Below are 15,658 nucleotides of genomic sequence, written 5' to 3' on the forward strand. Positions count from 1 at the left end.
AGGAGTGTGAGCAATGTCCAACGAAGTGATCAACACCGTACAGGTGCAGGCTGCAGCCGGCCGATCGGAGGAGCTGGGCAAGCAGTTGCAGAAGATCGTCGAAACCCTGCGCGAAACGCCGGGCTGCGATTCCTACATGGTCGACCGCTGCCCCGAGGACAGCCACCGCTGGACGGTCAGCGCCCGCTGGCAGTCGGAAGCGGCGATGCAGGCGCATTTCAATCGCCCGGAAGCCCAGGGCTTCATCGACCTGATCGACAGTCGTCTGGCCAATAGCGTGGATTTCAACTCCTTTCCGATCGTTTGACCTTAAAGACCCCCATCGCGAGCAGGCTCGCTCCCACATTTGAATACGGTTGAATGTGGGAGCGAGCCTGCTCGCGATGGCGTATTTGAATGCGCTGAAATCCCCCAGATTGGTCACCCGAACTTCCCGAATATTGGCCGTTTGAATACCCCGGCCCGCAGACTACTGTGATTACCGACTCCCCCACTTATCAGGTGATCACCATGAAAGTCCTGCACTTGCTTGCCGCCCCGCTCGCCGTTCTGGCCCTCACCATCAGCGCTTCGGCACTGGCCCACGGCACCGATTCCCCATCCGAGAAAATCTCGGTGCTGCAGGATCAGATGCTGAAAAACGTCCCCGGCAAAAAAGCCATGATGATCGAAGTCGATTACAAACCCGGCCAGTCCTCGATCGCCCACAAACACGACGGCACCGCCATGGCCTACGTGCTTGAAGGCGAGATCGTTTCCCAGGTCAAAGGTGAACAACCGATCACCTACAAGAAGGGTCAGTACTGGTACGAGCCGGCCGGTTCCGAGCATTTGATCTCGAAAAACGCCAGCAAGAGCAAGCCGGCCAAGTTGTTGGTGTTCATGGTGCTGTCGCCCGATGAGAAAGTGTTGATCCCTCTGGAAAACTGATTGCTGTTACGTCAGCCATAAATAAAAACGCTCAAATCGTCGATTTGAGCGTTTTTAATGCTGGTCGCAATTAACCTGCGCGGCTTACAGCAAATCAAACTATTGGTCTCCTGATAACTTCACTGATTGGTCGTTTCATAAAACCGCCACAGGTTTAGTCTGATTCAACTGCCGCGAAGAGTGGCAACTTAAACTTTCCGACTGAAGTTGTTTCACGGGAGAAACACCATGAAACCTGTGTTCGCCAGCACTCTGTTCCTTTCACTGCTGACACTGACGGCCTGCTCGGTCCCCACCGCGCCCAAAGCGGTATCGTCGCTCGACACCTTGCTGCCCCACCCGGTTGGCCGCAGCCATATGACCACCGTGAAGGCCGGCCCTGGCGTGTCGCTGGGCGTGATTTACAGCCCGAGCACACAGACCAACCGCGACTACCTGCGCAACTACCAGGCCAACGCCGGCACCGGTTTCGGCCAGAGTCTGCTGGTGCAGCCGATCCACGATGCCTACGTCGCCACCTCCAAACCAGACATGGCGGTGGATTGGGTGAAAGCCTCGCTGCAACGCCAGTTCGGCTCGGTCACGGTGTACCCGGACATGCAGAGCCTGCGGGCGGCCAACCCGGATGTGGTGGCGATCGTCGACACTCACAGCCAGTTGATTACGTCGCGCAGTTCGGACGTCAAGGCGGATGTGAGTGCGGACTTTTATGACGGGAAGTTCAACTATATCGGCACGGCCAAAGGGACGGACGCCAGAGCGCTGAGTCCGTTATGGGCGGATTACAAACGTTCGGAAGATATCGTTGCGGATATCAATGAACAGCAGAACGTACAAGTTCGGGCGCTGCAGAAGTTTGACCAGTCGCTCAGTAATTTATTGACCAGGTCGGCAGGTAACGTGTCGATGCTTGATCACGAGCAAGGGCAAAACCTGCACTGACAGCCCCCCTTTGATCCCTGGCATCTCCCGAAAAGGAGATCGCCAGGGAGAGGTATTACTTCGAAATACACATATTAAAATAGAAGTATAAAACAGCATTCAAACCCGCTTTAAAACTGCCCTCAGCCGTCATATCCCTCACACAGCAATACCTCGCAACGCTTGTAGACTTCCATCTGAAAAAACCTCAATTAGATTAGTCGCCACACCACGCAAGACCCACTCGACATCATGGAAGATCATTATGAGCCTGAATCAAAAAAGATCGTTTTACGCACACCTGGAATATAACGGCAGCCGTTTGACTTTCCGGAATCTGCTGAATGAAAGCTACCCTGCCAGCGAAGCCAATGTCCTTACCACGCTGCCGTCCCAACCGCGCCACCCGGTTGGACCGACCCGAACCTACCCCAAATTCATTGCCTACTTCGCATGTTACGAGGATTACTACAACATCGAGATTCGCGGTCATGGTTACTTTGCTCACTACATCAGCAAAGGCGCTACCGGGAAGCTCAGCGCCATGCCGGGTGCTGGCGGAAAAACAACCTCCTTCAACTTGCTGGATGACAACAAAAGAATCATCACACTTGATGACCTGGGCACAAACAACGCAAATATTTACCTGAAAGCCCGAAATGCCGGAATCATCCAGTCCAATAGCAACGCTCAATATTTCAGTGAGCGCGCAGGTACAACCCTGAAGTTCAACCTCGAAATCCTGCAAAGGAATGTTGATTACCCCGGCGCTACGCCTGACACGTACGAGGATTTGATTGACGAGGATTGATATCTCGCAGACCCGCGCATAAACCCGCCATAAATAAAAAGCCCCGCCTCTTTCGAGAGCGGGGCTTTTTCATTCAACGGCTACTCAAGCAAGCTCAAGCTCCGCAGTCGCCGCAGCAGGCACAACTGCCTGACCGCTCAGCGCCACGTCGTTCAGCTCGCGGTTGGCCACCGCGTACATGGCGTAGTCGGTGCCGCTGGCGGCACGGATTTCCACCAGCATGGCGCGCCAGCGTTCGATCATGGCGTCGTTCTGCTTCATCCACAGTGCCAGACGGGTTTCCACGTCCGAATCACCGCCGCCCGCTTGCAGAACAGCGATGGTGATCGCGCGTTGCTGCCAGTCGACGTCGTCGCGGAACGCTTCGCGGGCCAGGGCTTGCCAGTTGTTTTCAACCGGCAAGGCGCTGATCTGCGAAATGTACCAGGTGATGTCCAGCGCGCTGCCCACGGCGAAGTACGCCTTGGCCACTTCGGCTGGGTCCTGACCGGTCACGTCGGCCGCTTCGATGATCGGCAGCAGCGTGTAGAGGTGGGTAGTCCCCGCCACCATACGCGCCAGCAATTCCGGAACACCGGCGGCGACGTACGCCTGATAACGCTCTTGCCAGTTTTCGCGGATTTCGCCGCTCAGCAGCTCGTCCAGCTTCAGGCCCAGCTCCTTCAGGTGCGGACCGAAATGCGCGACGTCACGGGCAGCGTTCTGCTCGTTGCGGCGGGCACGCAGGAACCAGCGCGTAGCGCGACGGCCCAGACGCATCAGCTCGTCCATCAGCTCCAGCTGCACGTCAGCGGAAACCTGATAGTCCAGCGCTTCGATCTGACGGAACCAGTGCGGGAGGTGGAAGATGTCACGCACGATCACATAAGCGCCAGCCACGTTCGCCGGGGTCATGCCGGTGGACTCTTTGAGTCGCTGAACGAAGGTGATACCCATGTGGTTGACCAGATCGTTGGCGATCTGGGTGCTGACGATCTCGCGCTTCAGGCGGTGACGACGCATGGCTTCGGAGAATTTGCTGACCAGAGTCGGCGGGAACGCCGTTTCCATGTCGCGGGTCAGGTAGTCGTCGTCCGGCACCAGGGAGCCCAGCAGCTGCTCCTTGAGGTCGATCTTGCTGTACGAGATCAGCACCGACAGCTCTGGACGGGTCAGGCCATGGCCTTCGGCAACGCGTTCGGCCAGTTGCTCTTCGGTCGGCAGGAACTCGATGGCGCGATCCAGCTTGCCACGGCCTTCCAGGTCGCCCATCAGACGCTTGTACTCGGCGATCCGCGCGTAAGCGCGACGGGCCGCCAGGGACAGGGCCTGAGTCTGCTTGTAGTTGTTGCCCAGCACCAGACCACCGACTTCGTCGGTCATGCTCGCCAGCAACTGGTTGCGTTGCTTGTCGGTCATGTCGCCGGCCTGAACCACTTCGTTCAGCAGGATCTTGATGTTCACTTCGTGGTCGGAGCAGTCCACGCCACCGGCGTTGTCGATGAAGTCGGTGTTGGAACCGCCGCCATTGAGACCGAATTCCACACGACCCAGTTGGGTCATGCCGAGGTTACCGCCCTCGCCCACCACTTTGCAGCGCAGTTCGTTGCCGTTCACGCGCAGGGCATCGTTGGCCTTGTCGCCGACATCGGCGTGGCTTTCGGTGCTGGCTTTGACGTAAGTACCGATACCGCCGTTCCACAGCAGATCCACCGGCGCCTTGAGCAAGGCGTTCAGCAGTTCGGTCGGGGTCAGCTTGTCGGCCTGGATATCAAAGCGCTCTTTCATCTGTGGCGAGATGGCGATGCTCTTCGCGCTGCGCGAGAAGATGCCGCCGCCTTCGGACATGATGCTGGTGTCGTAGTCGGACCAGGCCGAACGCGGCAGGTCGAACATGCGCTGACGCTCGACAAAGCTGGTGGCCGGGTTCGGGTTCGGGTCGATGAAGATGTGCATGTGGTTGAACGCGGCAACCAGTTGCAGCTTGTCGGACATCAACAGGCCGTTACCGAACACGTCACCGGCCATGTCGCCCACGCCGACCACCGTGATGCTGTCTTCCTGGACATTGATGCCGCGCTCGCGGAAGTGGCGCTGTACGCCGACCCACGCGCCCTTGGCGGTGATGCCCATTTTCTTGTGGTCGTAACCGGCCGAACCACCGGACGCGAACGCGTCACCCAGCCAGAAGCCGTAGTCGATGGCGATGCCGTTGGCGATGTCGGAGAAGGTTGCAGTGCCCTTGTCCGCCGCGACCACCAGGTACGGGTCATCGTCGTCATGACGCACGACGTTGGCCGGCGGTACCAGTTTGCCGTCCTTCAGGTTGTCGGTGATGTCCAGCAGACCCGAGATGAAGATGCGGTAGCAGGCGATGCCCTCGGCCGCGATCTCGTCACGGCTGCCGCCCAGTGGCAGGCGACGCGGCAGGAAGCCGCCCTTCGCACCCACCGGCACGATGACCGAGTTTTTCACTTGCTGGGCTTTCACCAGGCCGAGGACTTCAGTACGGAAGTCTTCTTCACGGTCGGACCAGCGCAGACCACCGCGAGCAACGTTGCCGAAGCGCAGGTGCACGCCTTCGACGCGTGGCGAGTAAACGAAAATTTCGAACTTCGGAACCGGTTTCGGCAGCTCAGGGATCAAGTGCGGGTTGAACTTGAAGCTGAAGTACGACTTGTTCTGTCCGTTGGCGTCGGTCTGGTAGAAGTTGGTACGCAGGGTCGCTTTGATCAGGTCCAGGTAACGACGCAGGATGCGGTCTTCGTTGAGGACTTGAACGTCGTCCAGCGCGGTCAGGATGGCCTGCTCCAGACGCTGTTGCTTGTCGTCCAGATCATCGCTGCCGAGCTTGCGCGCCAGATAGAAGCGGGTTTTGAACAACCGGGTCAGTTCGCGAGCGATGTCGGTGTGGTTGTTCAGGGTGCTGGCGATGTAGCCGAGGTCGAAGCCCAGGCGGATCTGCTTCAGGTAGCGGGCGTAGGCACGCAGCAGCGCAACGTCGCGCCATGGCAGGCCGGCGGTCAGCACCAGACGGTTGAACGCATCGTTCTCGGCATCGCCACGGACGATGTGGACGAACGCGTCCTGCAGGGTGTCGTTGAGTTGCTGGATGTCCAGGTCCAGACCTTCGGCGGCGGTGAACGCGAAGTCGTGGATCCAGAACTCGCGACCGTTGGTGTGACGCAGACGGTACGGGAATTCACCCAGCACGCGCAGACCGAGGTTTTCCAGGATCGGCAGTACGTCGGACAGGGCCAGCGGGGTATCGGCGTGATACAGCTTGCAGTGCAGCTCGCGCGGGCCGGAGGCCAACGGCTGGTAGAAGCTCATGGCCAGCGGCTTCTTCTCGCTCAGGTTGAGCAGGTGCTGCATGTCGACCACGGCCGAATGCGCTGCAAAACGCTCGCGGTAGCCGGCCGGGAAGCCTTTCGGGAAGTCGGCCAGCACGTTGGTGCCGTTGGCTTCGCCGAAGGTTTCGACGGTCAGGGCGGCGTAGTCGTCCTGCCAGCTGCGGCAGGCCTGGATCACTTCGTTTTCCAGTTGCAGCGGGTCGATGTCGATGCGGTTTTTCGGGTCGACGCGCAGGATCAGTTGCACGCGGGCCAGCACGGACTCGGAGAAGAAGGTCCAGAATTCGCAGTCGGAGGCTTTCAGGCGCTCCATCAATACTTGCTGGATCTTCTGGCGAACTTCGGTGGAGTAGATGTCGCGCGGCACGTAGGCCAGGCAGTAGCAGAAACGACCGTACGGGTCTTTGCGCAGGAACACGCGGATCTTGTTGCGTTCCTGGATCTGCACGATCGACATCACGGTGCTGAACAGTTCGTCGACCGGAGTCTGGAACAGATCGTCACGCGGCAGCACTTCCAGAACCTGTGCCAGTTCCTTGCCCAGGTGAGCCTTGGCCTGGAAGCCCGAGCGACGCTCGATTTCCTCGACCTTGCGGCGAATGAACGGGATGACCCGCACGCTTTCGCCATACACCGACGAGGTGTACAGGCCCATGAAGCGGTGTTCCTTGATCACTTTGCCGTCGGCGTCGAGTTCACGGATCGACACGTAATCCGGGTAGGCCGGACGGTGTACGCGGCTCGGGTGCGCGGCTTTAGCGAACGACAGCAGGGTCGGTTCGCGCAGGTAATTGACGGCGTAGTCTTCGATGCGCAGCTCGTCATAGGTCATGCCGGTGCGCAGCAGTTTGGTCAGGCCAAGGAAGGAATCCTGGTCGTACTTGATGTGGCCGCCATCCGGCTCATCGGTCACGGTGAATTCTTCGTAGCCGAGGAAGGTGAAGTGGTTGCCCACCAGCCATTCCAGGAAGCTCTTGATTTCGTTCTTTTCGTCGGCATCGACGGCGAATGCGCTGTTATCGAGCTTGGTGAGGATTTCCTGCACCTTGGCCTTCATCGGCTCGAAATCGGCGACCGCGACGCGGACTTCACCCAGAACCTGTTCCAGTTCCTTGGTCAGCACATTCAGTTCGGCCGCGTTGGCGCAGCGGTCGATTTCCAGGTACATCAGCGACTCGTGCAGCACGCCTTCGCCGGTCGAACCTTTTGGCAGGATTTCCAGCAACTCGCCCTTGCTGCCACGACGCACGCTGAGCACGGTGGTCTGCAGGGTGTGGATGCTGTAGCCGCGACGGTTCAGCTCGGTACGCACCGAGTCCACCAGGAACGGCAAGTCATGGTGCAGCACTTCGACCGCGGTGTGGGTCGACTGCCAGCCGTGACGTTCGTAATCGGGGTTGTAGACGCGCACTTGTGGTTGCGCGTGATCGAAGCGCTCAAGCAGGCGCCACGCAGAAAGAGTACAGCCAGCGAGGTCGGAGAGGCGACGTTGGGTCAGCTCGTCCAGGGAAATGATGCCGAAGAATTGTTCAGCGAACAGCGCCACTTGTGGCAGTGCCTGTTCACTGATGTGCTGCGCCAGTGCCGCTTGCAGTTGGTGCTGGAAGTCGGCTTTGCTGGCTGCGGTGAAGAACGCCATCTGTGGTACTCCGCTTGGGCTTGTTATTGATGGAAAGCGTCGCGTACAAAACCCCTTTCGGGGCGTTCCGTCGCCCTGTTCCTGATTCTCGGGCAGAGGAAACAGGGTGACAGGTGGGTGAAGCTGGACGAGACACTCAGGTCACATTCACCTTCCATGAATGGGCATCTGCAAAAACGACTGCCCGGCGCCGCTCGCGGGGCCCTGGCAATGCCTTTACGGGTGCTCATCCGTTGCGCAGCTTAATGGGTGCGACAATGTGTCTGCTTGCGGTGCTGCGACATATTCGGTCATTGGCACGTAAACCAAGGCCTGCGCATCGGTAAACACTAGCATTCATAGGGCGGAACGCCGGTCTGAATGCCCGTTTTTACGGTACAGGCGTGCCAGGAATGACCATTGACCTGTGTCGCGTTCACGACACATCCTCTGACACTCTCACATGCAGAAATTCCCGGGGGCTGGCAGAATCGCGCCCAATTGCGACCAACAAGCCCGCCGAGGCAGGAATTCCCCATGCAAATGACCACCGCCCTTTTGATCGTCAACCCGTGCGACGACGAAGAAGACAACATGGCCATGCTCTGCTGCCACAGCGACAAGGGCGACATGTTCCTGATGAGCCGCTACCCGGACGAGGACGAGCTGGAGATCACCCTGGATGGCGAGCCGTCGACCCTTGATGGCGTCAAGGTCACCTTGACCAAGACTCTGCTGAAGATCGAAATCGCGGCCGCCGATGCCGATGCGTTGAACGGGGATGATGTGCTGGAAATCACCTTCAATCCGGACATGGTGGATCTGGCCGAGGTTGAGGAAACCCTGAAGAACATTCTTGATGGTACTGGCACTTACATCAGCCAGATTTGAGGGTGTCTGAACTGGCGCCTTCGCGAGCAAGCTCGCTCCCACAGTGACCGCGTTCTGTCAGGAGAACATGGTTCATTGTGGGAGCGAGCTTGCTCGCGATAGGGCCCGAAAGAACACCGCACATCCCCCGCCCTACAAAATTCCAACAATTGCCCCGGTCATTTCCCGCACTTTGCGCAAAATGCCGTTAGTCGCCACCCCCTGCGATGGATTAAAGTAACGCCCCCAGCCCCGGCGTTATCCGAACGCCTGTGGCCACCCTTTCCAGGAACAGTCATCGATGGAACATCGTGAAGCGCTGCTGGCGCTGCGAACCTTTCTTTCAACGCAGATTCTCGGCCAGGAAAAACTCATCGAGCGCTTGCTCATCGCCCTGCTCGCCGACGGCCACATGCTGGTCGAGGGCGCTCCGGGTCTGGCCAAGACCAAAGCGATCAAAGAACTCGCCGAGGGCATCGAAGCCCAGTTCCATCGCATCCAGTTCACCCCGGACCTGCTGCCCGCCGACATCACCGGCACCGAGATCTATCGCCCGGAAACCGGCAGTTTCGTGTTCCAGCAAGGCCCGATCTTCCACAACCTGGTGCTGGCGGACGAAATCAACCGTGCCCCGGCCAAGGTTCAGTCGGCGCTGCTTGAGGCCATGGCCGAACGTCAGGTCAGCGTCGGGCGCAGTACTTACGAGCTGTCGCCGCTGTTTCTGGTGATGGCCACGCAGAACCCGATCGAGCAGGAAGGCACCTATCCGCTGCCCGAAGCCCAGCTCGACCGGTTCCTGATGCACGTGAAAATCGGTTTCCCGGACGCCGCCGTCGAACGCCGGATCCTGCAACAAGCCCGTGGCGAAGCCCTGAACGGCGAAACCAAGCCCGAACGCCGGGTCAGCCAGCAGGCGATCTTCGCCGCGCGCAAGGAAATCCTCGGCCTGTACATGGCGGACGCCGTGGAGGAATACCTCGTGCAACTGGTCATGGCCACGCGCAACCCGGCCAAGTTCGACCCGGAAATGGCCGAGTGGATCGCCTACGGCGCCAGCCCCCGTGGCTCCATTGCCCTCGACCGCTGCGCCCGCGCCCATGCCTGGCTGGCCGGTCGCGACTTCGTCAGCCCGGAAGACATCCAGGCTGTGCTGTTCGACGTGTTGCGTCACCGCATTATTCTGTCGTTCGAGGCCGAAGCCGCTGGCATCGACCAGGATCGGGTGGTGCAACGGATTCTCGACGTCGTAGCCGTCGCTTGACCCCGATGAACGCCTCTCTGCCGTCCGAACCGGGCATCCGCATCAGCCTCGCCGAGCTGATCGAGATGCGTCACCGCGTGCGCGAAGTGCAGCTGTTTTCCACGCCGAGCCAGCGCAGTCCGCTGATCGGCCTGCACCACTCCAAGTTTCGTGGTCGTGGCGTCGACTTCGATCAGGTGCGGGTCTATCAGGCCGGCGACGACGTGCGCACCATCGACTGGCGCGTCACCGCGCGGACGCAGGAACCGCACACCAAACTGTTCCATGAAGAACGTGAACGGCCGATTTTCATCATGGTCGAGCAAAGCACGCGGCTGTTTTTCGGTTCCGGGCTGATGTTCAAGTCGGTGCTCGCAGCGCAGGCAGCGGCGCTGATCGGCTGGGCCGCGCTGGGTCACAACGACCGGGTGGGCGGGCTGGTGTTCGGCGACAACGAGCACTACGAAATCAAACCGCGTCGCAGCAAGCAGAGCCTTTTGCAACTGCTCAACCGGCTGGTGAAGGTCAATCAGTCGCTGCACAGCGAGCGGGAGCCGGATCGCGATGCGTTTGGAGTGGCGTTGCGCCGGGCCCGCGAAGTGCTGCGACCGGGCAGTCTGGTGATCGTGATCTGCGACGAGCGCGCACTGTCCGACAGCGCCGAGCAGCAATTGAGCCTGTTGTCGCGCCATTGCGACCTTTTGATGCTGCCGCTTTCCGATCCGCTGGACCACGCCCTGCCCGCTGCTGGGCTGCTGAGATTCGCCGAACGCGGCGCGCAGCTGGAACTCGACACCCTCAACTTCGACCTGCGCCAGACCTACCGCGCCCAGGCCGAAGCGCGCATCGCCCGCTGGGAGTTGCTCGCGCAGAAGCTGCGCGTACTGCTGATGCCGCTGAGCACCCAGAGCGAAATGGTCGAACAGATGCGCGAGTTCCTGAACCCGCAGCGTCCGGGGAAAGGTCGATGAACGGCCTCGAACAACTGCAACCGCTGATCTCCCCGCCACCGATTGCCTTCTGGCCGCCGGCGCCGGGCTGGTGGTTGCTGCTTTTACTGTTGCCGGTAATCGGTTTCGCGATCTGGCGGCTGCGACGTTTCATTCCGATCAAGAAGAAACCGATCGTGCGCGCCGAACTGCCACTCGACCCGGTGCGCATCGCCGCACTCGCCGAACTGGCGCAGATGCCCAAACCCTACGACGGTGCCCCGGCCGGTGCCTGGCTGCAGCAGCTCAACGGCCTGCTCAAGCGCCTGTGCCGCAACCACTATCCCTACAGCCAGAGCCACACCCTCAACGGCCGCAAATGGCTGGCGTTTCTCGACAACCGTTGCCCCGCCGCCGGCCTGACCCGCTGGATGGTGCTCGTCGAAGGCGCCTACAAACCCGAGTGCAAGCTCGACGACAAAGCCATCGCCGGCCTGACCCAGGCAGTCGACACCTGGATCCGCAAACATGTTTGAGTTCGCCTGGCCGTGGATCTTTCTGCTGTTGCCGCTGCCGTGGCTGATGCGCCTTGTGCTGCCGGTGGCCGACAGCGGCGAGCCGGCGCTGAAAGTGAGTTTTCTGGGTGACCTGGAAGGCCTCGCCCGCCGTCGCGCCCGGGCCAATCTGCCAGCGTGGCGCCAGCAAGCGCCGTTCATGCTGCTGTGGTTGTTTCTGCTGATCGCCGCCGCCCGCCCGCAATGGCTCGGCGAACCGCTGCCGATTGCCGCCAGCGGCCGTGATCTGCTGGTGGCGGTGGACGTGTCCGGCTCGATGGACTTCCCGGACATGCAATGGAACGACGAAGACGTCAGTCGCCTGTCGCTGGTTCAGCATTTGCTCGGTGATTTTCTCGAAAGCCGCGATGGCGACCGCGTCGGCCTGATCCTGTTTGGCAGCCAGGCTTACCTGCAAGCGCCGCTGACGTTTGACCGGCGCACCGTGCGGGTCTGGCTCGACGAAGCGCGGATCGGCATCGCCGGCAAGAACACCGCGATTGGCGACGCCATCGGCCTGGCCCTGAAGCGCCTGCGCATGCGTCCGGCCCAGAGCCGGGTGCTGATTCTGGTCACCGACGGCGCGAACAATGGCGGCGAAATCGACCCGCTGACCGCCGCAAAACTGGCCGCCAGCGAAGGTGTGAAAATCTATCCGATCGGTATCGGTGCCGATCCTGAAGAAAGCGGCGCCACGGCGTTGCTCGGCGGCAACCCGACCCTCGATCTCGACGAACCGGCGCTCAAGGCCATCGCCGAGGTCACCGGCGGCCAGTACTTCCGCGCTCGCGACGGCCAGCAACTGCAAGCGATCAAGGACACCCTCGATCAGCTCGAACCGGTGACTCAGCAACCGACCCAGGCCCGTCCGGCACAGGCGTTGTATCAGTGGCCGCTGGCATTCGCGCTGCTGCTGAGCATTTTGCTGGTCGCCCGTGTGTTGTGGCCGGACAACCCGCTGCAACGGCTGTTCACCAAGGAGCTGTATCTGCAAAGCCCCCTGCCTGACTGGCGCGAGCGCCTCAAGCGCCTGCGTTTGCGGAGGCGCCGATGATCGCCCTGTGGCCGCACTGGTTCCGCCCCTGGTGGCTGTTGCTGCTGCCGTTGCTCGGCTGGCTGATCTGGCAGCTCTGGCACCGACAGAAGCGCGCAGGTCGCTGGCAGATGATTCTGCCGCCGGCCTTTCACGCCACGCTGCTCAGTGGCGGCAGCGGTCGCGACAGCAAGTTGCCGTGGGTCGCCCTGAGCGTGGCCTGGCTGCTGACGATTCTGGCGTTGCTCGGGCCGAGCTGGGAGCGGGTCGAACAGACCAGCCAGAAACCCGCCGATCCGTTGGTGGTGGTGCTGGAGCTGACCCCGGAAATGCTCGCCACCGATTCGCCGCCAACGCGACTGGAACAGGCCCGGCGCAAGCTGTTCGACCTGCTGAAAGTGCGCAGCGACGCCCAGACCGCCATCGTCGTTTACGCCGGCAGCGCCCATACGCTGGTGCCGCTGTCGGATGACCTGGCGACCAGTCGCAACCTGCTCGACGCGCTCAAGCCTTCGCTGATGCCGGAAAGCGGCCATCGCGCCGATCTGGCAGTGAGCAAGGCGTTGGCGTTGCTCAAGCAGGGTGCGTTGGGTCAGGGGCGGATTCTGCTGATCGGTTCTTCGCTGTCGGAAGAAGAACGCCAGGGCATTCGCCATGCGCTCAGCGGCCAATCGGCGCAGTTGTTGATGCTCGGCATCGGCACCGCCGAGGGTGCACCGATTGCTCAGGAGGACGGCAGTTTCCTCAAGGACGCCCAGGGCGCGATCCGGGTACCGCAACTCGACAGCCCGGGCCTCGGCGCATTCCTCAACGCAGTCGGCGGCGAGTACCGCAGCGCACGGCTGGATGAATCCGATCTGGGCGACCTCGGCCTGCTCGATGGCCCGCGCAGCCTGCGCAACGATGGCCAGACCGTGCGCCTCGACACCTGGGCCGATCAGGGTTACTGGCTGCTGTTGCCACTGTTGCTGCTCGCCGCGTGCGCCGGGCGGCGTGGCTGGTTGTTCTGCCTGCCGTTGCTGCTGGCATTGCCGCAACCGAGCTATGCCTTCGACTTCGAAGACCTGTGGCTGCGCCCCGATCAGCAAGGCCTGCATCTGCTCAAACAGAAGCGCCCGGCCGAAGCGGCGAAGCATTTCGAAGATCCGCAATGGCAAGGGGTGGCGTTGTACGAGGCCGGCGACTACAGTGGCGCCGCTCAGCGTTTCGCCGAGGGCAATGACGCCCACGCCCACTACAATCGTGGCAACGCCCTGGCCAGAGGCGGCGAGCTGGAAGCAGCGCTGGACGCCTACGAACAGGCCCTGGAACGTCAGCCGGATCTGCGTCCGGCGCTGACCAACAAGGCGCTGGTGGAAAACCTGCTGAAACAGAAAAACGCCCCGCCGCCGGCCGAACCGCAAGACAAACCGGCGCAGCCAAACATACCGGGCGATGAACCACCGCCACCGACCGCACCACCACCAGCGGTCAAAAGCGAAACCCACAGCGAGCCGCAAACCGGCGAGTCCGCCAGCGAGCCGCCACCGACTACCCCGCCGTTGCCGGGTGCCAACGAGCTGCCGGACAGCGAACCGGGCGAGGAGCAGAACACCCAGCCGCTGCTGCGCCCCAATGAGGACAACCTCGAAGGCGAGCAACAGCAGGCGCTGGAACAATGGCTGGGCAAGATCCCGGATGACCCGGGCGAACTGCTGCGACGCAAATTCTGGTACGAACAGCAACAACATCAGGATCAGGAAAACATTCGATGACCCGTTTCACCGCTCTCTTGCTGCCCCTGCTGATCTGCACGGCCACCGCTCAGGCGGCCGAGCTGACGGCCAGTGTGGATCGCAGTCGCCTGAATTCCGGCGAGACGGTCGAACTCACCCTCGAATCCAACGATGTCACGCAGTTCGGCAAACCGGACCTGAGCCCGCTGGAGCCGCTGTTCGAAGTGCGCGGCACGCGTCAGGTCAACCAGTTGAACACGCTCAACGGTGACAACCGCGCCACCACTCGCTGGATCATCACGTTGCTGCCCAAGCAGAACGGCAGCGTTGAAATCCCGCCGCTGAAACTGGGTGAAGTCGAGAGCCAGCCGATCACCGTGCAGGTGATCGAGAGCGACACCCGCGAAGAGAACAATGCCCGCGAACCGGTGTTCATCGAAGCCAGCCTCGACCAGACCAACGTCTATGTGCAGGCCCAGGCCATCCTGACGTTGCGCATCTACCATTCGGTGTCGCTGTACGACGACAGCAGCCTGACGCCGTTGCAGATCGCCGACGCGCGCATCGAGCAACTGGGCGACATGCGCACCTATGAAAAAGACATCAACGGTGTGCGCCATGGCGTGATCGAGATGCGCTATGCGATCTATCCGCAGCACAGCGGTTTACTGAGCATCGCCCCGCAGACGTTCAGCGCCACACTGGTCGACACCCAGCCCTCGCAGGACGCCACGGCGCAGGGGCCCAAGCCCGGCAAACTGATGCGCGTCAGCTCCAGCGCCACGTCGCTGACGGTCAAACCGAAACCGATGACCTACCCCAGCGACGCACCGTGGCTGCCGGCCCGCAGCCTGAGCCTGAGCGAGAGCTGGAACCCGGAGCCGGAACACACTCAGGTCGGCGACTCCCTGACCCGCAGCCTGACCCTCAAGGTCGAAGGCCTGGCCAGTTCGCAACTGCCCGCCCTGCCCGCCACCGAGGCCAATGGCCTGCGCCGCTACCCGGATCAACCGGTGCTGAACAACCAGAGCAGCGACCGCGGCCTGATCGGCAGCCGAGAAGAACGCGAAGCGCTGGTGCCGAGCCGCAGCGGCTCGATCGAATTGCCAACGGTAGACGTGGTCTGGTGGAACACCTTCGAAGATCACCTGGAACACACCAGCCTGCCGGCGCGCACCCTGCAAGTGGCGAACAACCCGAGCCTGCAAGTCGACACCCCGACGGGCAGCGCGCAACCGCTCAGCGCGGCCGACAGCGAAGCCTTGTGGTGGTGGAAACTCAGCACGTTCGTTTTCGCCTGCACCACCCTGCTCGGCTTCGGCCTCTGGTGGCGTGCCCGCTGGCAACCGGCAATTCTGCGCGCCGCACAAACCGGCCCGAGCCCGCGCACCCTGCTCGACGACATCAAACGCGCCAGCCAGGCCAACGACCCCCACGCCACCCGCCAGGCCCTCGACGCCTGGGCCCGCCAACAGCCGGAAACCCTGGCGGATATGGCGGCGCGGTTTGTCCCCCTGTCGGATGCACTCGACGGCTTGAACGGCGCGCTGTACAGCGAGACCGGGCAGCATTGGCAGGGTGAGGATCTGTGGCGGGCGATCCGGACGATTCCGACGGCGGAACGGGTGCAGGATCCGGTCGGGGACAGCGGGTTGCCGCCGCTTTATCCGAAGTAGTTGCAGTCCGATCGAGGCTTTTGCCCGTA

12 protein-coding genes are annotated in these 15,658 nt (G+C 61.5%); 11 read left to right on the forward strand and 1 reads right to left on the reverse strand.

Going from position 1 to position 15,658, the window contains the following annotated elements:
- The first annotated feature begins 13 nt into the window (after positions 1-13).
- The 4 genes from ABTV87_RS16390 to ABTV87_RS16405 all read left to right on the forward strand — a co-directional run bounded on the left by ABTV87_RS16390 (position 14) and on the right by ABTV87_RS16405 (position 2,662).
- On the forward strand, positions 14-307 hold the full coding sequence (locus tag ABTV87_RS16390) for a putative quinol monooxygenase (protein WP_007959339.1): 294 nt from the start codon (positions 14-16) through the stop codon (positions 305-307).
- Positions 308-510: 203 nt separating this feature from the next.
- The gene (locus ABTV87_RS16395; RefSeq protein WP_433897938.1) at positions 511-930 is read left to right on the forward strand and encodes a cupin domain-containing protein; all 420 of its coding nucleotides are present in this window, start codon (positions 511-513) and stop codon (positions 928-930) included.
- Between the two features lie 228 nt (positions 931-1,158).
- Positions 1,159-1,872 carry an ATPase gene (locus tag ABTV87_RS16400; protein WP_433897939.1) on the forward strand — a complete coding sequence of 238 codons (714 nt, stop codon included), beginning with the start codon at positions 1,159-1,161 and terminating at the stop codon, positions 1,870-1,872.
- 244 nt (positions 1,873-2,116) lie between these two features.
- Complete coding sequence (locus tag ABTV87_RS16405; RefSeq protein WP_085603102.1) at positions 2,117-2,662, forward strand: hypothetical protein; 546 nt, start codon at positions 2,117-2,119, stop codon at positions 2,660-2,662.
- Positions 2,663-2,746: 84 nt separating this feature from the next.
- On the opposite strand, the gene ABTV87_RS16410 is transcribed toward ABTV87_RS16405, so the two are convergent.
- Entirely contained in the window at positions 2,747-7,633 is a 4,887-nt protein-coding gene (locus tag ABTV87_RS16410) for an NAD-glutamate dehydrogenase (protein WP_207982997.1), read from the reverse strand.
- A 516-nt stretch (positions 7,634-8,149) separates the two neighbouring features.
- Here ABTV87_RS16410 and ABTV87_RS16415 point away from each other — a divergent pair.
- The 7 genes from ABTV87_RS16415 (at position 8,150) to ABTV87_RS16445 (ending at position 15,629) form a co-directional block, all read left to right on the forward strand.
- Positions 8,150-8,503 carry a hypothetical protein gene (locus ABTV87_RS16415; RefSeq protein ID WP_003225678.1) on the forward strand — a complete coding sequence of 118 codons (354 nt, stop codon included), beginning with the start codon at positions 8,150-8,152 and terminating at the stop codon, positions 8,501-8,503.
- 280 nt (positions 8,504-8,783) lie between these two features.
- Positions 8,784-9,743, forward strand: coding sequence for an AAA family ATPase (locus ABTV87_RS16420; protein ID WP_007913915.1), 960 nt, complete (start codon positions 8,784-8,786; stop codon positions 9,741-9,743).
- Between the two features lie 5 nt (positions 9,744-9,748).
- Positions 9,749-10,693: a DUF58 domain-containing protein gene (locus ABTV87_RS16425; RefSeq protein ID WP_007959332.1), complete on the forward strand. Its 945-nt coding sequence runs from the start codon at positions 9,749-9,751 to the stop codon at positions 10,691-10,693.
- Positions 10,690-11,187: a DUF4381 domain-containing protein gene (locus tag ABTV87_RS16430; RefSeq protein WP_007959331.1), complete on the forward strand. Its 498-nt coding sequence runs from the start codon at positions 10,690-10,692 to the stop codon at positions 11,185-11,187. The genes ABTV87_RS16425 and ABTV87_RS16430 overlap by 4 nt, the downstream gene beginning before the upstream one ends.
- Positions 11,180-12,259 carry a vWA domain-containing protein gene (locus ABTV87_RS16435; RefSeq protein WP_085603098.1) on the forward strand — a complete coding sequence of 360 codons (1,080 nt, stop codon included), beginning with the start codon at positions 11,180-11,182 and terminating at the stop codon, positions 12,257-12,259. Before ABTV87_RS16430 ends, ABTV87_RS16435 begins: the two co-directional genes overlap by 8 nt.
- Complete coding sequence (locus ABTV87_RS16440) at positions 12,256-13,992, forward strand: vWA domain-containing protein (RefSeq protein WP_085603096.1); 1,737 nt, start codon at positions 12,256-12,258, stop codon at positions 13,990-13,992. The genes ABTV87_RS16435 and ABTV87_RS16440 overlap by 4 nt, the downstream gene beginning before the upstream one ends.
- Positions 13,989-15,629, forward strand: coding sequence for a BatD family protein (locus ABTV87_RS16445; RefSeq protein WP_433897940.1), 1,641 nt, complete (start codon positions 13,989-13,991; stop codon positions 15,627-15,629). The genes ABTV87_RS16440 and ABTV87_RS16445 overlap by 4 nt, the downstream gene beginning before the upstream one ends.
- Positions 15,630-15,658 lie beyond the last annotated feature (29 nt).

It is taken from the genome of Pseudomonas sp. PSE1(2024), assembly GCF_050990555.1.
GTDB lineage: Bacteria > Pseudomonadota > Gammaproteobacteria > Pseudomonadales > Pseudomonadaceae > Aquipseudomonas > Aquipseudomonas aphyarum.